Origin of the sequence: Nocardioides sp. 616 (assembly GCF_002930065.1) — a bacterium.
Lineage (GTDB): Bacteria > Actinomycetota > Actinomycetes > Propionibacteriales > Nocardioidaceae > Nocardioides > Nocardioides houyundeii.
The window spans coordinates 55,702-74,270 of the sequence record NZ_POAG01000010.1; the positions used below are offsets into that span (position 1 = coordinate 55,702).

Consider the following 18,569-nt stretch of genomic DNA (forward strand, 5'->3'; position numbering starts at 1 on the left):
TTGCTCACTCCTGCTGCGATGCGGCGCAGACTCCGCGAGGACGGACGAGTCGGTTATCCACAGGTGAAGGTCGGGGCCGCCCTGCCCGGCCGGAACCCGCAAGGATCGGGAGCGATACCGGGCCACAGGGGGCGGCAACATGGGGAAGGCACGACCGGACGTGCATCGAGCAGAGCAGCTCCAGTGAGGCTCGCGGTCGACGTCGTCGGATTCAGCGATGCCGCGGCAGCTTGCCGCTCGGGCAACCAGATCACCGCGATGGTCACCGAGTCGCTGGCAGGCAAGCTCCAGGGGTACGCCGGCATGGCCGGCGACGATGCCACCAGCACCGACTTCGCCATCGAGTACGACGCCGCAGCGGACGAGTCGCTCCAGGCTCTCGTCGAGCTGACCTACGCGTTCAGCAGCCTCTCACGGCTCCTGGCGGTGTCGGGCGACAACCACGGTCGGGCAGAAGCTGCCGCGGCCGGGCGAGTGTGGAACGCCGACACCTCCCACTCGACCAGCGGCTTCACGCACTTTCGTGCCTCAGCACCACCGAGCAGCCTGGGCGGCAATTCATCGACTCTCAACATGGTCGAGGCCTGGATCATCGACCACGTCGAAGGATTCGTCTGGCCGGGCGCCGACATCGACCGGCTCCTGGATGCCGCGGCCGCATGGCGCTCGGCTGCAGATTCCGTAGGCGACCTGGAGCATCAGTGCCGGGAAGCCGCCGCCCTCCTCGGTGGCCAGCAGTCCCCCGAGGTCCCCCTCGCCACCGCTGCTCTGACCGAGCTGCGCGCGCTGATCCAGGACACCGCCGGCGCCATGCTCGCCATCGCAACGTCGTGCCAGGAGTACGCCGAAGCGGTCCGGGACGCTCACCAACGCACCCTCGCGATCATCGGCGAGATCTGCCAGATGGCCCTCGAGGGCGTCGCCATCTCCGCGGTCGTAGGGCTGCTCTCCTCCGGTCTCGGCGCGGGAGCCGCCGGCAGCGCCATGATGGCCCGTATCGCGGCCCAGACGCCCCGGTTCCACGCACTGCTAGTCACTCTGCGGGCTACCTCCACCAAAGCCGCGACCAGGCTGCGCGAGGCCCGCAGCCGGATGGCCCAGGTGCGTCTGCGCGCAGGCAAGTACCCGCGAGTGCGGGACGAACGGGGATCGATCCGACTGCCCGGTCCTCCCTCCGGGACCTTCAGGAGCGGGTGGCTCACCGCGCATGAGGCCCCGCCGGGTCACACGTTGAGAGACCATGTCGCGAAGACTGTGGACGAACTGCTTGCCAGGTGCATCTCGAAAGGGATCGCGCGGTCATCATCATTTGTAAGCCAGGACGAGGCCGAGGTGCTCATTGCCCGGGTTGTGGAATCTAGAAGCGGTGAGATCGCAAGGTGGCTGGCCGGCCCATCGAGCCAGCACAAACATACATTTAAGGCACACTTCGAAACTCCCACCGGCATCACCGTCATGAGGGATGGGTCTGTGCTGCAGCAATCGAGCATTCGAGTTGTCCTGATCACTAACAAGACCATGCCAGAGGGCTGGCAAGTACTGACTGCCTTCCCCGGATGAGAAACCGAACGAGCAAAGGGACGCCGAATGGAAAACCTCACCTACATGCTCCAGGCCTATTTTCACCAGGACTGGAACAACTTGCACGCCACATGGCAGGAGGTAATTGACGACTTCGTGCAAGACGACCCGGAAACGGTGAGCCGGGTGCCGGGCGAGATCTTCAAGCTGCTCGGCTCCACCCCCGATGACTCCGATCTGAGGCAGAGGCTGCTCGACATGGGCATGGACTACTACCCAGAAGAGGGATACCGCCCATGGCTGGCCTCCGTTGGTGAACGGATTGCGGATCGCTCGCCCGCCCACAAGGACTCGCCCCGCCACTCATAGGCGCGAACCTAGGAGGCTGATGGTCGGATGATCATTGCCCCATTCTTAGGCGCGTAGCCAGGTCCTCACAGCCTTGACCAGCGCTGCCACGCCCAGAGGCAGAGTCGCCTTCAAGGTCGGCACGAAGTGCGGCGAGTGGTTCGACGACACCGAGCGCAACGCAGGATCGTTCAGGTCGCCCGTGGCGAACAGGGCGGGTCGATGAAGCCCAAGGACGCTCGAGTTGTACTGATTCCTACCGAGGAGATGCCCCTCGGGTGGCAGGTCCTGACCGCGTTCCCACTCTGAAAGGTTGACCGATGGAAGGGCTTACCTACCTGTTGATGACCTACTTCCACCAGGATTGGGACCATGCGCACAGCACTTGGCAAGGAGTCATCGACGAATTCTTGACCGACAACCCCGCCCGGGTGGCGCAAGTGCCCCATGACATTGACCGCCTTTTGGCAAACACACCCAGCGATTCGCAGCTGTCACGCGCCGTTGTTCAGATGGGGATGTACTACAGCCCGCCGGAGGGAGAGCGAGCCTGGCTCGCTGCTGTTAAAGACAGGATCATTCACAGTCTTCCCGGTCAGTCATCTGCTAGAGATCAAACCTGATTGCTGGCGGGCAGCCAGGTCCGCCAGCCGTGACGAGTGAGTCACGCCCAGAGGAAGCGTCGCCTTCAAGCCGGCGCGAAGTGCGGCGAGTGGTTCGAGGGCACCGAGCACAACGCGGGATGGTTCAGGTCGCGGTGGCGAGCTGAGCAGGTCGATGCAGCCAAGCAGCCAGTACGACAACGGCGCGTCGGCGTTGGTGGCAAGGACCCCAACGTTCTCGCTGCCCGCCCCTGTTCTCGGATCGAAGTAGCCAGGGGCGACGAGAGGCTCGAGGGCCTACTCGGGGGTAGTCGTACTTGACCCGGTCGAGGACCACACCAGTGGGCAGACCGCCGCTACCTTTAAAAGTGATGGACGAGCAACAGGCTCCCAATCGATCGATTGGCACTCTCGGGTTGACCTTCGTCGCAATCGGCGGCGTGGTCGGCTCCGGAGTGCTGTTCGCCCCACTGTTCGCCGCTCAGCAAGCGGGCCCCGCCGCCATCCTCGCCTGGCCGATCGCGGCGGTGATGCTGATCGCGGTGGCTCTGGTGTACGCCGAGGTCTCCGCCATGCTGCCGGTGGTCGGCGGTCTGGGGCTGCTGCCCACCTTCAGTCACGGCCAGGGGGTCGGGATCGCGATCAGCTGGGTCGCCTGGGTGGGCTACGTGACGGCGGCGCCGATCGAGACCCAGGCCATGCTCGAGTACGCCAGCAACGAGCCGGCGTTCGACTGGCTCTTCGTCGCCGCGAGATCCTCCAACGGAGAGAGCGCGCTGAGCCTGGGCGGGATCGTCGCCGCGGCGATCGTCCTCGTCGTCTTCACCGCGCTCAACGCGTTCGGGGTGGCACTGTTCGCGCGGATCAACACCGCGCTGACCTGGATCAAGCTGATCATCCCGCTGGTCATCACCATCGCCCTACTGACGCACTTCTCCACCGCTCCCATCCGGGAGAAGGGATTCGCCCCCGAAGGTGTGAACGGGGTGCTGAGCGCGATCACCACCGGCGGAGTGGTCTTCGCGTTCCTCGGCTTCCGGCACGCGCTTGACCTCGCCGGTGAGGCACGACGACCACAGAGAGCCATCCCGATCGCGCTCGTGGGCGGGATCCTGATCTGTGCCGCGCTCTTCACGGCCCTCCAGCTCGCCTTCATCGGCGCGGTCGACCCCGCCGTCCTTGAGGGCGGTTGGGCCCGGCTCGACCAGGGCGGGGCGAACGGTCCGCTCGCGGCCATCCTCTCCGGCCTGGGCATGGCCACGCTCGCCAAGATGGTCGTGGCCGACGCCGTGCTGGGGCCGTTCGGTGCGGGGCTGGTGTCCACTGCGTCCAGCGGGCGACTCACGGTCGCCGTCGCGGAGAACGGCCTTTTCCCGCGCACCGTGGCCGCCTTCTCACGTCACGGCGTCCCCCTGCGGGCGATGGTGCTGAACCTCGCGGTGGGCCTAGGCCTGCTGCTTGCGTTCCGCGACGGCTGGTCCGAGCTGCTCTCCTTCAACTCCGGCGCCATCGTGCTGTCGATGTGCCTGGGCCCGGTCACCGTCGTCGCACTGCGCCGGCAGGTCCCTGACCGGGCACGCCCGTTTCGACTCCCCGCTGTGCCGGTGGTGGCGCGGTTCGCCTTCGTCGTCGTCAGCCTGATCATCTACTGGACCGGGTGGGACACGATGATCAAGCTCACCGTCCCAATCGCGGTCGGTATGGCGGTGCTGGGCTGGCGCGTGCTTCGCCGCCCGGAGCTGGCGCGCTCCCTAGCGCTGCGCTCGCTCGCGTGGCTGGGTCCCTACTACGTGGGGCTGCTGCTGCTGACGTACGTCGGCAGGTTCGGCGGCGGCAGGGAGTGGCTCCCCAACGGCGTGGACATGGTCGCGGTCACCGCGTTCTCCCTGGTGATGTTCGAGTGGGGAGTGCGCGCCGCTCTGCCGGCATCCGTGGCCGCCGCCGCAGTCGCCGCGGTTCCGGAGGCTCCTTCAGGCGCAGCGCCGCACTGATCCATGGCGCTCCAACCGGCGCGCTTTTCTTCGCTCGATGGTCTTGCCTACTGACGAGTCATGCCCAAAGGTGTGCGCACCTTTCAATTCTCGGACAGAAGGAACTCTCGGTGACTACACGTCGACTCTCAGCCCTTGCCCTTTGCGGGGCACTCACTCTCACCGCCGCCGGCCTGACCGTCGGAGGCCCGGCGCAGGCCAAGCCGATCACTTCCCACTGCGGGACCGAGGCCGGCGGCAACTCGGCCGGTTTCGTGAACCACTCCCAGCTCACCTCCGCGCTCGACAAGATCGAGCGCACCAGCAAGGGCAACGTGCAGGTCGACGTGATCGGCCGCAGCAACCAGGGCCGGGAGATCTACTCCGCCCGGGTCGGCACAGGCGACACGGTGATGCTCGTGCAGTCCCAGATCCACGGCAACGAGAACCACGGCACCGAGGCCCTGCTCAACATGCTGCAGCAACTGGGCGGCAACAGCCCGGCCGCACAGGCTACCCGCGAAGGGATCACGATCGTCGCGATCCCCCGGCTCAACGTCGACGGGGGCGAGCACCAGCACCGGCAGAACGACCAGAGCTGGGCTCAGACGGTGGCTCGGTTCCCGCAGCTTGCCGGCTCGGCGCCCGCGTGGAACTACAACGCCGGGGTGCCCGGCTTCGACACCAACCGCGACTTCAACCCCGACCTGGACTACGTGCCCCAGCCCGCCGACCTCCCCGGCAACAGCGGGTCGGTCGGCTGGTACCTGACGCCGGAGGCACAGACCGTCCGTGAGGTCTACCGCGACCTGGAGCAGGAGTTCGGCACGGTCGACTACTTCGTCGACCTGCACAACCAGGGCCCGTGCTACCTCGTCGAGGGCACCAACCGTCTCTCCACCCTGTCGATCTCAGGGCGGTTCATCGCCGACCCGGCCGAGCACGGCACCTGGCCCGAGTTCGACTACGACGCGTCGCGGCGCGCCAACGTCGCCATCTACGACGCCCTGAAGAACCGCGCCGGCAACGGCTCGGGATTCGGCGACGTCACCCTCTACCCGCAGGACACCGACCTGCCCGGCACCGCGCTGGGCTCCTTCGCCCTGCGGGGCAGCGCGACCGTGCTCTTCGAGAGCAGCTCCCAGACGCAGTCCACCGGGCTGAAGGGCAACGGGATGCTGACCAAGCAGATCGAGATCGGGTTGCAGGGGCTGATCGACTCGATCGTCGACGGGTCCGTCGACTCGCTCAACCCGAACGCGTACGAGGCCATCCCCAACCGGATGCCGGTGCCGCGCGACTGAGCTGCTCGTCCGCGGGGGTACGTCGGCTCACCGGCGTACCCCCGCATCGCGAGGTGTCCGTCAGCGCAGCGCCCCCTGGACGACCGCGGTCCTGATCACCGCGTACTGCTCGTCGGTCAGCTCACCGACCACGTGGGCGACCTCCACCTGCGCGAAGCTCTCGGCGGGATCGTCGAGGATGCCCTCCATCTTGAACTGGATGATCTCGAAGCGGGACAGTCGCTCGTCGTCCCCGTCGGCGACCGTGGAGACGAGGCACGCGATCAGGGGGGCGACTTCCTCGACCTCCACCTCGCCCTCGCGGAGCTGCTGCAGCAACAAGGTGAGCTGGCTCATCGTCCTCCCTCTCGCCGGGCTGGACCGGGACAGAGCGTTGAACGAGGAGGGACCGGGATTGGCTATGGGGCGGCGGGATCGTGTCGGCCTCTGGGACGACCAGGCCGTGCTCGTAGCAGAGCACCAGCGCCTGCACCCGGGCTGCTGATGCCGAGCTTGGCGAAGACCCGGTTGGCGCGCGACTTCACGGTGGCCCATGAGACGAAGAGCTCCGTCGCGATCGGCGTGTGGGTGGGTGGGCTGGTCGCGGTGGCGCGCCGGCTGACGCCTCTCAGCGACCGATGCCGAGGCGTGCGGCAACGTCCTCGCCGCCGACCGCGGCATACGGTCTCCGGGTCGGCCACCACGACGAGCACCTCGCTGGCCCGGGACATCCCTACGTAGAGACGTTCCTTTGCCGGTCGTGTGTGCCGTCCTCGTTGAGGCAGAGCACGACGGCGCGGCGCTCGAGCCCCGTTGGGAACTGCACCAGTCAGAGGTCGAGCGTCATGCCCACGTGCCTGTAGTCGAGGCTGTCGTGGTCGTGCGAAAACAGCGTGAGCTTTAGTAGCCGAAGATGTGGACAGCACGCACGTTGGTGGCGTTGCCGTCCATGAAGAAGGTTCCCAAGCGCTTCACGACAGCGCTGTACTCCCGCTTGGGTGTCATTCCGTGGTTGTGCTTGAGCGCCTGCGGAACCATCAGGAACAGGAAGTCCGCGTGGCGGCACAGATGACACTTCCACATGTCCAACAGGTCCATGTTGTTCGTGGTGGTCTTTCCCCGCTCGACCTCGAGGAGGACGCCGCTCTTGCCGACAGCGCGGTAGTAGTCGGGGCGGAGCTTGTTCTCGTACTCCAAGAACAGACCTTTAGCCTCGCTCGTGAAGCCCAGTTCCAGGGCGTAGGGCAGGAACGTTGCCTGCACCTCGGCGCTGGAGATGCCGGGCATGTTCGCCCTCGCCAGCAACTCCCGGGCAGGGCGGGTAATGAGGTGGGCGAGAAGCTGGTCACTCAGTTCCTCGACTGCGCGGAACTCCTCGGTTTCGGCCCACTTGTCGAGTGCGTAGATCGTGCGTTTGGTCCCAGTGTCCACGGCGCAAGCTTCGGACGGTCCCGAGTCCCTGTCAGATGATTCTTCTAATTTCTCGTCACCGACTCGAAGCATGAGCGACACCCCGAGAACGACGAAGTGCGCCAAGGAATGAGTCCTTGGGGCACTTCGACGTTCCGCTCAGGGTCACGAGAACCTAACCATCGGCGGGGTGGCCCTTCGCGCGGAATGTCCCCGCCATGTGTCCACCCTCAAACGGCTCTGAGCCGGAGTCCAACCAGATCGGGCCGCTGGACGACGCACATCTGTGTCCCCTGCCATCTGTCGGGCGACGAGGCCGGGTAGGCAGCGCGCACCAATGCCTCCCGGTGGCACTGGCCTCAGCCGATCCACCTCCGAGCGCGCGCACTCATGCCGTGACCAGCTTGTCGACGACGGGTGAAAAGTAACCCTTGATCGACGGGTGAAAACAGACCCCCTGCTCGATCCTGTAGAGGGTGATGACAGTGGAGGACTGGGCTGAGATCCGTCGGCTGCACTCGGCGGAGAAGATGGCGATCAAGGCGATCGTGCGGCAGTTGGGGATCTCGCGGAACGCGGTGCGACGCGCCCTGGCCAGTGACTCACCACCGTCCTACACGCGGCCGGCGAAGGGGTCGGTGGTCGACGCGGTCGAACCCCAGGTCCGGGAGTTGCTGCGGGCGACGCCCAGGATGCCGGCCACGGTGATCGCGGAGCGGATCGGGTGGGAGCACGGGCTGACGGTCCTCAAGGACCGGGTCAGGGAGTTACGGCCCTACTACCTGCCACCGGACCCGGCCAGCCGGACCGTCTACGACCCGGGGCATCGGGTGCAGTGCGATCTGTGGTTCCCGCCGACGCCGGTGCCGTTGGGTGCCGGCCAGCACGGGGCGCCACCGGTGCTGGTGATGACCTCTGGTTACTCACGGATGCGGTGGGCGGTGATGATCCCCTCGCGGACCGCACCGGACCTGATCGCTGGGCACTGGCAGCTGTTGTCGGCGATGGGTGCTGCGCCGCGGCAGCTGGTGTGGGACAACGAGGGCGCCGTGGGTGGTTGGCGACGCGGGAAGCCGACCCTGTCCGAGGAGTTCGAGTCCTTCCGGGGCAGCCTGGGCATCGGGGTGCACCTGTGCCGGCCGCGGGATCCCGAAGCCAAGGGGCTGACCGAACGCAACAACGGCTACTTCGAGACCTCCTTCCTGCCGGGCCGGGAGTTCACCGGGCCAGACGACTTCAACACCCAGCTCACCGACTGGCTGGCCCGGGCCAACGCCCGGCACTCGCGCCGGATCGGCTGTGCCCCCACCGCCCGCTGGACCGTGGACCGCGACGCGATGCTGGGGCTACCGCCGGCACCACCGACGGTGGGGTGGCGCACCCGGGTCCGGCTGCCGCGCGATCACTACGTCCGGGTGGCGTCCAACGACTACTCCGTCGACCCGTCGGTGGCGGGCAGGTTCATCGAGGTGGTCGCGGACCTCACGCACGTGACGATTACCTGCGCCGACACCGTCGTGGGTCGCCATGACCGCTGCTGGGCCAGGCACCAGACCATCACCGACCCCGGCCACCGGGAAAAGGCGCTCGAGTTGGCCCACCACGCCAGAACAGTGAAGGAACGGCCGGCTGAGCCGACCGGTGTGGTGGTCGAAGCGCGTGACCTGTCGGTCTACGACACGTTCTTCGGCACCCGTCCCACTGAGGCTGTCGACCGGGAGGAGGTCGCCTGATGGCCACCAAGGCAACCAGCCGCGACACCGACAGCGAGCTTGCGTTCCTGACCCGGGCGCTGAAGGCTCCCACCCTGCGGGAGTCGATCCCGCGGCTGGCCGAACGGGCACGTGCGGAGTCCTGGACCCAGGAGGAGTTCCTGGTCGCCTGCCTGCAACGTGAGGTGTCCGCACGGGAGTCCCACGGCGGCGAGGGCCGGATCCGGGCCGCCCGGTTCCCGGCCAGGAAGAGCCTGGAGGAATTCGACTTCACCCACGCCCGAGGACTCAAACGAGACCTGATCGCGCACCTGGGCACCCTGGACTTCATCGCCGGGAAACAGAACGTGGTCTTCCTCGGCCCACCCGGCACCGGCAAGACCCACCTCGCCACCGGGATCGCGATCCGCGCCTGCCAGGCCGGCCACAGAGTCCAGTTCGCCACCGCCGCCCAGTGGGTCGACCGACTCGCCGAACACCACGCCGCCGGCCGACTGCAAGACGAGCTACGCCGCCTGGCCCGCTACCCCCTCCTGGTCATCGACGAGGTCGGCTACATCCCGTTCGAGCACGAGGCCGCCAACCTGTTCTTCCAGCTCGTCTCTTCCCGCTACGAAAGGGCCAGCCTGATCATCACATCGAACAAGGAGTTCGGCCGCTGGGGCGAGGTCTTCGGCGACGACACCGTCGCCGCAGCCATGATCGACCGCCCCGTCCACCACGCCGACGTCATCGCCCTGAAGGGCGACTCCTACCGACTCAAGAACCACAACCTCGGCCGCATCCCAACCGCGGTCGAGACCAAGTAACCAACCGCAGAGGGGTCCACTTTCAACCGACGCAAAGGGGTTCATTTTCGACCGTCGTTGACACAGCTTTGGGGTTTCTGCTATCCCTCCAGACGTATCCGTGGCGTTGTCGGCGCTGGGGGTGACGCACGGCCGAGTTTGTCGAGATTCGGCAGTCGGCCATCAAGTCACGGCTGATTCAACTCGTCCATGTCGGCCGGGTCGTCGACAACCCGCAGCGGCCGCACCTTCTCGACTCGCTCACGGAGGCGGGCTTCGCAGTCCGGCTTGAGGTCCCAGTGCAGTTCGTGGGCGTACATTGCTACATGCTCGAGCGCCCTCTCCGCTCCCTTGAGGCGCTTGCGTTCCTCTGCCGTCACCCGTTCGCCTCCTCAAGTCGACGAGTCAGCTCGGAGACCGACGTGTCACGTCGAGCCGGCCTGATCTGTGCAGCGACGAATGACGGCATCAAGGTCTGCGATGCGGTGAGCAGCTCAGGCTGGTCGCGGTAGGCGGCTGACCTCGCCGCGGGGCTCCTGAGGTCACAGAGTGCTTCATGAGGGGTTGGGTGGGCGGGGGCCAGGCCAGCCGCAGGCAGAGTCGTATGCATGGCATCCGCAGTCGAGAGGGCGGGAAAGCCACTTCAGCGTGGCCTTTGTGAGACGGTGGTCGAGACACTGTCAGGACGAGCAAGCTGAGTGAGTCTTATGCGCGCGATGCTGTATTACCCGTTCGTGCAGCCACCGCACGACGTGCTCACTCAGGGCGTCCTGTACTGGGACCAAGTGGGCAGCATCGTGCCCGAGCACTACGTGCTACCTGAGTACCTCAGGGTCATTGAGCGAGAGGGCCTCTACCGACCCGTCCATATCGATCAGTACTTCGATGATCTGTCTCTCGACGCCATCGCCTCAGAGGTCGAACAGTTGTTGCGACGGTTGTCGCCACGCGATCTCGCCCTCCCGCCAGACCCAGTGACTCCGGCCACGCGTCTCTACTTTGGCAAACTGCCCATGATCCTCGAAGAGATGCTGATGGACCGAGGTGTGATCGCCGATGCGGGCGAGACATTCCAAGGGACACGCGAACTCCTTGGTCCCCTCCTCGCTCTCCTGGCACGGTCTGTCGCTGAGGCTGAACCGGACCCGTCCACGGCGTGGGTGTGTCACACAGACGTCGACAAGGCGCACGCGGCGGCATTCGATGGGCCGCTCCCTGGCGCGATTCCAGCATGGCGCGTCAACATGAGCGACGTATTCAAGGTGCCCGTTGCAGGGACGGACCTCGAAGAACTTCTTGACTTCCGCCAGCGCTACGAGGGCGAACGAATCGCTCTCCTGCGTGCTGTAGACCACTTCGTGGATAGCGTCGGCGGCCCTGAGGCTCAAGACCTGTTGCCGCGGATAGCCGAGGAGGTCGATTACGCGGTCGGGGAGATCGAGAGGGCGATGGCTGGGCGGGGAATCAAGATCAAGAAGACGGTTGTCTATGGCACGGTTGCGGCCGGCGTCGGCGCTGCCGCCAATGCCTCTTCGTTGTTAGGTCCTGTCTCCGAAGCAGCGGCGGCTGGAGCCTTCGGTGTCGTCGGTTCGATGTTGATGAGCGCTTCCTCGGCTCAAGTCAGAGCGACTGTTTCGAGCCCGTACAACTACGTGCACCGCGGGCGCCAGCAGTTCGCCACGAACTAGATCGAGTCTGAGCACCCCAAACCATGCCGGGGCAGTCCTCGGCGCTGTGCCTCGTGTTGATAGTCGCCCGTACCTCGACACGAGCGCCCGCACCGGATAGGGCAGATCCGGACGGTAGGCGCGCGGCAATCAGCCGACGATGGCAGGTCCTCAGCGTGGTGACGACCCAACGCCGGCTGTCGTTGCCTCGATCCGTCATGTGGAAGCAAAGCCGGGGACCGGAACACTTCGCGTCGACCTACTAGCTGTGATGTCCAGGCACGTTGGTCGAGGACCTGCGACGACACGGTCTGAGTTCGTGGATGGGTGAAGGCCTCCCGGTGTGGAGTGGAGCTATCTAGGAACCGCTCCCCACCAAGGAGGCCTTCGTGTCCCACGCTACCCATGCCAACACTGCTCTGACACCCCGTGCCCGGCTACGGCTGGCGCGTCTAGTCGTTGATCAGGGCTGGCCCATCCCGCGGGCCGCGGAACGCTACGACGTCTCGTGGCGGACCGCGAAGAAGTGGGCTGATCGCTACCGCGCCGAAGGGCCGGCCGGGATGAACGACCGCTCCTCCCGTCCGCATCACCAACCGAACCGGATCCCGGCACCGACGGTCCGCAAGATCGTGCACCTGCGCTGGAAGCAGCGACTCGGCCCGGTCGAGATCGGCGACCGACTCGGCATGGCGTCCTCGACCGTGCACGCAGTCCTGGTGCGATGCCGGATCAACCGACTCACCCACCTCGACCGAGCCACCGGTGAGCCAATCCGCCGCTACGAGCACGAGCGACCTGGGGACCTACTCCACGTCGACGTCAAGAAGTTGGGCAGGGTCCCCGACGGCGGCGGCTGGCGTTACGTCGGCCGCCAGCAGGGCGAGAAGAACCGCTCAGCGACCACCGAGCGCACAGCAGGACCTCGCAGCAAGCACCGCAACCCGCTGATCGGCACCTGCTACCTGCACACCGTCATCGACGACCACTCCCGCGTCGCCTACGTCGAAGCTCGCGACGACGAGACCAAGGAGACCGCGACCCAGGTGCTGAAGAACGCCGTGGCCTGGTTCGCCGACCGTGGCGTCATCGTCCAGCGGGTACTCAGCGACAACGGCAGCTGCTACAAGTCCCACCTGTGGCGCGAGACCTGCCTCGAGTTGGGCATCGCGCCGCAGAAGACCCGGCCCTACCGGCCCAGACCAACGGCAAGATCGAACGCTTCCACAGGACACTCGCCGAGGGCTGGGCGTTCAAGAAGTTCTACAACTCCGAAGCCGCCCGGCTCGCGGCTCTCTGCCAGCCTGGGTCCACGAGTACAACCACCACCGGCCGCACTCAGCAATCGGGAAGCACTCACCCATCACGAGGTTGAACAACCTGGCTGGGCATCACAACTAGCCAGCCGATGCGTCCTATGCAGTTACCCACGTCGCGACGATCACGCAGCAGACCCCGAATACCACGAACGCAGCGAATCCCCACACCGCCATGCCGCAAGCACCGAACTTCTTCTCGGCAAGGCGAGAGAGGTCCAGAACCTGTTGCCAAGCGTCGTCCTGGAGTCTCGCGGTGGCCGCATGCTCGTCGATATCGGCGACGGTCGCGGACACAAGACTCGGCCAAGCGAACCGATTGAGCCGTGCGTAGGCGATCCGTCGTCTCGGTCCGATGACTGCCACCAACCAACCGAGCGTCCAGAGCAACGCGGCGCCAGTGAGCGCTACCAGGATTCCCACAGCGCAGGCGCTCTTGCAGCCAGTCTTCGTGGCATCAACGATCGTCGGGGCCTTCGACATCATCATCGTCAGCGCCACACCCAGTCCGGCGAACAGGATGGTTGCCTTTGTATCGGCGAAGCGCACCCAGTTTGCCATCTGGTCGAGCGCATGCAGGGCACCGTCTACTGGGACGCCAGGCGAGGCGGCGGGTACAGAGGTGTCACCGCTTGTCGCGCCGCCTGCCGTTCGAGGGTCGCTTCTACGCCGCACTGACAGCGACTCCATCGCTGGGCCACTTCTTGGTGAAGACCCACTCGGTGTAGGCAGCCAACCAGTGCGCTGCCCACCCTGCGGCGGTCGCGGCCGTGTGAACCTCAGGGTCGTAGTCGGCCTGGTCAGCGACACAGAGATTCCCGCTGTTGTACAGGTGGGGAGACCGCTCCCATGTGCGGCCTCGCTGAGCACCCAGCCGCTTACGACTCAGAACAGCGACACCCGGGAGCCCGCGGTCACGGCGCAGGATGATCCCGACCGTGAATCGACCTCGACCAGTGTCGAGGTCACCAATCCAGCACGGCGCCAAGTGGCCGTCCGTGGGGACGTAGACGAACGCCGGGAAGGCCAGCGTCATCGCCTCCAGGTGCCGAGAGATCTCTGCGGGGTCATCCCACCAGACCGAGACCTCGCCAGCGCCTTCCTCGGCGTCGGGGGCATCCTCCCCTCCGTGGAACTTGTGTGGGACGACAGACGTGACAGGACCGAGAGTGGCATGAGTGTGCCCGCCGCCGTCGAGCGTAGTGACGCCGTCGAAGACGACCTGGCCGTTGACGGTGACGAACCGGGGCTGGGCGATATTAAAGTGGCTGAGCAGAGCCGCGATGGTGATGGCTGCCTCCTAGCTGTAGGCGATGGCGCTAGCCGGGTTGCCGGCGAGTTCCTCGACGGTTCCTGGGATGTGCTTGAGGGTGTTGCGCCAGCGGTAGTCGTAGAAGCGGTAGAACCGACGTTGGCCGTCGCGCTGGAACGACCTAGGCGAGTCAGGGTGCTGGCTGAAGTGGTCGTAGTCCGGCAAGAGATCCCGCAGACCCTCACCGACGACGATCTCCCAGGAGTTCGCCTTCTTCTCGCACTTCGCAGCGAAGTTGGCCGCGAACCCGAGCGGATTGATCTCGCTGTTGTCGCCGGCACCAGTGCGGACGAAGGTGATTGGACCGTGGTCCAATCCTGCGCGAACCTGAACGGGCTCGATGCCTTCGCTACGCAGGCGCGGGTTTACATCGGCCTGAACTGCCTCAAGCACGTAGGCGCAGGCGGCCAGAGCCATCCCAGCTCCAACAGGAGCGTTGCCGGGGCCAAACCCCGCGAACAGGCCGTCGCCGCGCAGGCCCAGCGGGAAGCCGCCGTAGTCGAGGACGGTCTCGATGAAACCGGTCAGGACAGCATGAGCCAGGTCGACGACCTGGATGGCGTCGTCCCAGAAGCTGCGGCTCGTGAAGTCCGTCAGGTCGAGGAAGAGGGCGGTGATGTTCTCAGTGCGTCGCTCCCCGATGGCCAGGTCCTCGAACTGTGGATGCCCAAGCGCATTTGACTCGAGAATCGGAGGCGACGACGATGCCGACGCCATGAGGGACTTCTCGAAGGGCCCAGTAGTGCGAGCTCGTCGAGCCCGGTAGTCGTTCATAACGGTGTCGCCGAACCGCGAAGCGCTGAACGCGTTCATGACCCGCTCCCTGGCGTGAGGCGGCCGTCCGCGTGGTCAATTGCCTCGGGGCGCACGTTTCCTCCTGGTGAGAGTCGATGCCCGACTTGTCGACGGTGAGGACGGCGATGTCGCCTTCCCCACCGTCGCAACTACTTGCGCTTCGGGGTCTGTGACAGCGCGCTAGCAGCGGCCGACTTAGCGGCCTTGCTGCTCTTCGGATTGCTCAGAACCTTGCTCGCGGCCTTAGCGGCCTTGGCGCTGGTCTGGCGTGTGTTCCTCGACGACGTCATCTATCTCACCTCCGTCCGTGTTGGCGTGACAGCCAGCACGAACAGTGGTTGTGTACGCATTGCAACGCTGTACGGACCACCAGTTCGTGCTACAAGAGCCCGGCCCTGCAAGGCCGGGTTCTTGCATGTAGGCGTTGTGACGCTGATTCGACCGGTCGCCGGAGTCAGCCACCCGGCGCCAATGCTGACGATGTGTTCTGACGGTCCGAGAGCGACGCTCATGGTCTCCGTGGTCGCCCGTGGTCGTCGGACTCTGGCGAGCCCCATCGTCGTTTCCGGCGCCCGAAAAGAAGAAGCCCGCGAACCCCTCGAAGGGGTGCGCGGGCCGGTCAATCGTGATCAGACTCGAGTGCTGGAGCGACCGCAAGGCGCGCTCCCGAGCCGAGCCGGAACTAGCCCGGGCCAGCTTTCGAGTCTCGCGCATGTCGCTCATGGAGTTCCTGTCTTCGCGGGTGACCGGCTTATGCAATCTTTCACCCAGGGCGCTGTGTCCCCGATCCCCTGAAGGAAGGGGACACAGCGCCTTGGTTACTTCTGTCTCGCTCGGGTTTCGCGCCTACCCCTCAGTGCTGACGAAGTGGACACGAAATCCGTGGTTGTTTTCAGCTGCAACCCGAGGTGCTCCCACACCCTTCGCACACGTAGCACGACCCGGCCGGACGCATCTTGGTCCCACAGGTCATGCACAGCGGGCTGTCGACCGCCGTACCGGTGAGCTTCTCGAAGAGCTCGGCGGAGGTGCGCGCCTCACCCGTGGTGATCTTGGCCGGCACCTCGCGAGCCTCGGCACCGTGGGTGCCCTTGGTCTCGACCTCCTCGAGGTTGAAGGGGCCGTTGTCGGACTTCAGCGCCTCTGCCTCACTGATCTCCACCACCGGCTCGTAGGAACCGGTCTCCAGGTGGCGCTGACGCTCCTCCGCGGAGTAGATGCCGAGCATCGACCGCTCCTCGAAGGACATGTAGTCCAGGGCGAGGCGACGGAAGATGTAGTCCATGATCGACTGCGACATCCGGACGTCGGGGTCGTCGGTGAGACCGGCGGGCTCGAAGCGCAGATTGGTGAACTTGGAGACGTAGGTCTCCAGCGGGACGCCGTACTGCAGGCCGATGGACACCGCGATGGAGAAGGCATCCATCACGCCGGCCAGGGTCGAGCCCTGCTTGCCGAGCTTGAGGAAGACCTCGCCCAGCTCGCCGTCCTCGTGCGCACCGGAGGTCATGTAGCCCTCGGCGCCACCGACGGTGAACGACGTGGTGCGGGAGACCCGCGACTTCGGCAGACGCTTGCGGGTCGGGGCGTAGACGACCTTCTCGATCACCTTGGTCTCGACCGTCTCGGCCGACGAGGCCGACTTGTTCGAGTCCGTGCCCTTGTTCTCGCCCTTGCCGCCGGAGAGCGGCTGGCCCACCTTGCAGTTGTCCCGGTAGACCGCGGTCGCCTTGAGACCGAGCTTCCACGACTGCAGGTAGATGTCCTCGATCTCCTCGACCGAAGCGCTCTCGGGCAGGTTGACCGTCTTGGAGATGGCACCGGAGAGGAACGGCTGGCAAGCAGCCATCATCCGCACGTGACCCATCGGGGCCAGCGCCCGCGCACCCATCGCGGTGTCGTAGATCTCGTAGTGCGCGTTCTTCAGGCCTGGAGCGTCGATGACGTGACCGTGCTCGGCGATGTAGGCCACGATCGCCTCCACCTGCTCGGGCTGGTAGCCCAGCTTGCGCAGCGAGCGCGGAACCGTCTGGTTGACGATCTGCATGGAGCCGCCGCCGACGAGCTTCTTGAACTTCACCAGGGAGAAGTCGGGCTCGATGCCGGTGGTGTCGCAGTCCATCATGAAGCCGATGGTGCCGGTCGGCGCGAGCACCGAGGCCTGCGCGTTGCGGAAGCCGTTCTTCTCACCGAGCTTGATGACCTCGGCCCACGCCTTGGTGGCGACCTTGTGGACGCGGCCGTCCTCGGTGTGCAGCACGCGGACCTGGTCGTTGGCGGCCTGGTGCTTGCGCATGACCCGCTTGTGGGCATCCGCGTTGCGCTCGTAGCCGGCGTACGGGCCGACGATCGAGGCGAGCTGCGCCGAGCGCTTGTACGACGTACCGGTCATCAGGCTGGTGATGGCGGCGGCCATGGAGCGGCCACCGTCGGAGTCGTAGCCCAGGCCCATCGCCATCAGCAGTGCGCCGAGGTTGGCGTAGCCGATGCCGAGCTGTCGGTAGTCGCGGGTGGTCTTGCCGATGGGCTCGGTCGGGAAGTCGGCGAAGCAGATGGAGATGTCCATCGCTGTGATGATGAACTCCACCGCCTTCGCGAACAGCTCGGCGTCGAAGGTGTCGTCGTCCTTGAGGAACTTCAGCAGGTTCAGCGACGCCAGGTTGCACGAGGAGTTGTCCAGCGACATGTACTCCGAGCACGGGTTGGACGCGGTGATCCGGCCGGTCTCGGGGTTGGTGTGCCAGTCGTTGATGGTGTCGTCGTACTGCAGACCCGGGTCGGCGCACTCCCAGGCGGCCGTGGAGATCTTGGTGAACAGCTCACGGGCGTCGACGGTCTCGATGACCTCGCCGGTGCTGCGCGAGCGCAGGCCGAACTCGGTGCCGTTCTCGACCGCGTTCATGAACTCGTCGGTGACCCGGACGGAGTTGTTGGCGTTCTGGTACTGCACGGAGGTGATGTCCTTGCCGCCCAGGTCCATGTCGTAGCCGGCGTCGCGCAGGGCGCGGATCTTGTTCTCCTCGCGCGCCTTGGTCTCGACGAACTCCTCGATGTCGGGGTGGTCCACGTCGAGCACGACCATCTTGGCCGCGCGCCGGGTGGCGCCACCGGACTTGATGGTGCCGGCGGAGGCGTCAGCGCCGCGCATGAAGGAGACGGGGCCCGACGCGGTGCCACCGGAGGAGAGCAGCTCCTTGGAGGAGCGGATGCGGGAGAGGTTGAGGCCGGCACCGGAGCCGCCCTTGAAGATGAACCCCTCCTCCTTGTACCAGTTGAGGATCGAGTCCATGGAGTCATCGACGCTGAGGATGAAGCACGCCGAGACCTGCTGCGGGGAGGGGGTGCCGACGTTGAACCAGACCGGGGAGTTGAACGAGAAGTACTGGTTGACCAGGAGCCAGGTGAGCTCCTCCTCGAAGACCTGCGCATCGGCGGTCGTCGCGAAGTAACCGTTGTCGATCCCGGCCTTGGTGTAGGTCTTCACCACGCGGTCGACGAGCTGCTTGAGGCTCCACTCGCGTACGTCGGTGCCGACGGCGCCGCGGAAGTACTTGGTGGTGACGATCGTGGAGGCGTTCACGCTCCAGAAGTCGGGGAACTCCACGCCGCGCTGCTCGAAGACGGTCTCGCCGGTCTTCCAGTTGGTCTGGACGACGTCGCGGCGCTCCCAGGTGATGGCGTCGTAGGGGTGGGTGCCTTCGGTGCTGAAGACGCGTTGCATCTTCAGACCACCCTTGTTCACCGTCTCGGTCATGATTCTCCTCAGTCCCTGCTGCGTCGTTGCGTCGGTTTGTGCTGTGGTGCGCCCGGCACGCCGCTTCCCCACGACGTGCCGGGCAGTATCT

At 65.8% G+C, this 18,569-nt stretch carries 14 protein-coding genes and 1 pseudogene; 9 read left to right on the forward strand and 6 right to left on the reverse strand.

Annotated features, from left to right (window positions below; all coding sequences use genetic code 11):
- Positions 1 to 183: 183 nt before the first annotated feature.
- The 5 genes from C5H89_RS02195 to C5H89_RS02215 all read left to right on the forward strand — a co-directional run bounded on the left by C5H89_RS02195 (position 184) and on the right by C5H89_RS02215 (position 5,745).
- On the forward strand, positions 184 to 1,560 hold the full coding sequence (locus C5H89_RS02195) for an RNase A-like domain-containing protein (protein ID WP_104105468.1): 1,377 nt from the start codon (positions 184 to 186) through the stop codon (positions 1,558 to 1,560).
- 27 nt (positions 1,561 to 1,587) lie between these two features.
- Positions 1,588 to 1,890 (forward strand): contact-dependent growth inhibition system immunity protein, encoded by a 303-nt coding sequence (locus C5H89_RS02200; protein ID WP_104105469.1) that lies wholly within the window; start codon positions 1,588 to 1,590, stop codon positions 1,888 to 1,890.
- 299 nt (positions 1,891 to 2,189) lie between these two features.
- Positions 2,190 to 2,492 carry a contact-dependent growth inhibition system immunity protein gene (locus C5H89_RS02205; RefSeq protein WP_104105470.1) on the forward strand — a complete coding sequence of 101 codons (303 nt, stop codon included), beginning with the start codon at positions 2,190 to 2,192 and terminating at the stop codon, positions 2,490 to 2,492.
- A gap of 350 nt (positions 2,493 to 2,842) precedes the next feature.
- Positions 2,843 to 4,462, forward strand: coding sequence for an APC family permease (locus C5H89_RS02210; protein ID WP_275887092.1), 1,620 nt, complete (start codon positions 2,843 to 2,845; stop codon positions 4,460 to 4,462).
- 110 nt (positions 4,463 to 4,572) lie between these two features.
- The gene (locus tag C5H89_RS02215) at positions 4,573 to 5,745 is read left to right on the forward strand and encodes a M14 family zinc carboxypeptidase (RefSeq protein ID WP_205304821.1); all 1,173 of its coding nucleotides are present in this window, start codon (positions 4,573 to 4,575) and stop codon (positions 5,743 to 5,745) included.
- 60 nt (positions 5,746 to 5,805) lie between these two features.
- On the opposite strand, the gene C5H89_RS02220 is transcribed toward C5H89_RS02215, so the two are convergent.
- The gene (locus C5H89_RS02220; RefSeq protein ID WP_104105472.1) at positions 5,806 to 6,081 is read right to left on the reverse strand and encodes a hypothetical protein; all 276 of its coding nucleotides are present in this window, start codon (positions 6,079 to 6,081) and stop codon (positions 5,806 to 5,808) included.
- Between the two features lie 543 nt (positions 6,082 to 6,624).
- Positions 6,625 to 7,155 (reverse strand): hypothetical protein, encoded by a 531-nt coding sequence (locus C5H89_RS02225; RefSeq protein WP_104105473.1) that lies wholly within the window; start codon positions 7,153 to 7,155, stop codon positions 6,625 to 6,627.
- A 455-nt stretch (positions 7,156 to 7,610) separates the two neighbouring features.
- Here C5H89_RS02225 and istA point away from each other — a divergent pair, with 455 nt between their 5' ends.
- Together istA and istB are read left to right on the forward strand one after the other, a co-directional pair.
- Positions 7,611 to 8,867, forward strand: coding sequence for an IS21 family transposase (gene istA, locus C5H89_RS02230; RefSeq protein ID WP_104105474.1), 1,257 nt, complete (start codon positions 7,611 to 7,613; stop codon positions 8,865 to 8,867).
- The gene (gene istB / locus C5H89_RS02235; protein ID WP_104105475.1) at positions 8,867 to 9,655 is read left to right on the forward strand and encodes an IS21-like element helper ATPase IstB; all 789 of its coding nucleotides are present in this window, start codon (positions 8,867 to 8,869) and stop codon (positions 9,653 to 9,655) included. Before istA ends, istB begins: the two co-directional genes overlap by 1 nt.
- Before the next feature lie 167 nt (positions 9,656 to 9,822).
- Here the strand turns inward: istB and C5H89_RS02240 are convergent, their stop codons facing one another.
- Entirely contained in the window at positions 9,823 to 10,014 is a 192-nt protein-coding gene (locus C5H89_RS02240; protein ID WP_104105476.1) for a hypothetical protein, read from the reverse strand.
- A 327-nt stretch (positions 10,015 to 10,341) separates the two neighbouring features.
- On the opposite strand from C5H89_RS02240, the gene C5H89_RS02245 reads away from it, so the two are divergent.
- Together C5H89_RS02245 and C5H89_RS02250 are read left to right on the forward strand one after the other, a co-directional pair.
- Positions 10,342 to 11,322, forward strand: coding sequence for a DUF6236 family protein (locus tag C5H89_RS02245; RefSeq protein ID WP_104105477.1), 981 nt, complete (start codon positions 10,342 to 10,344; stop codon positions 11,320 to 11,322).
- A gap of 368 nt (positions 11,323 to 11,690) precedes the next feature.
- Positions 11,691 to 12,702 (forward strand): annotated as a pseudogene (locus C5H89_RS02250) (IS481 family transposase).
- Between the two features lie 14 nt (positions 12,703 to 12,716).
- Here C5H89_RS02250 and C5H89_RS02255 read toward each other — a convergent pair.
- The 3 genes from C5H89_RS02255 to C5H89_RS02270 all read right to left on the reverse strand — a co-directional run bounded on the left by C5H89_RS02255 (position 12,717) and on the right by C5H89_RS02270 (position 18,550).
- Entirely contained in the window at positions 12,717 to 13,178 is a 462-nt protein-coding gene (locus C5H89_RS02255) for a hypothetical protein (RefSeq protein ID WP_104105478.1), read from the reverse strand.
- A gap of 739 nt (positions 13,179 to 13,917) precedes the next feature.
- Positions 13,918 to 14,742 (reverse strand): adenylate/guanylate cyclase domain-containing protein, encoded by an 825-nt coding sequence (locus tag C5H89_RS02265; protein WP_104105480.1) that lies wholly within the window; start codon positions 14,740 to 14,742, stop codon positions 13,918 to 13,920.
- An 874-nt stretch (positions 14,743 to 15,616) separates the two neighbouring features.
- Complete coding sequence (locus tag C5H89_RS02270; RefSeq protein WP_275887093.1) at positions 15,617 to 18,550, reverse strand: vitamin B12-dependent ribonucleotide reductase; 2,934 nt, start codon at positions 18,548 to 18,550, stop codon at positions 15,617 to 15,619.
- Positions 18,551 to 18,569 lie beyond the last annotated feature (19 nt).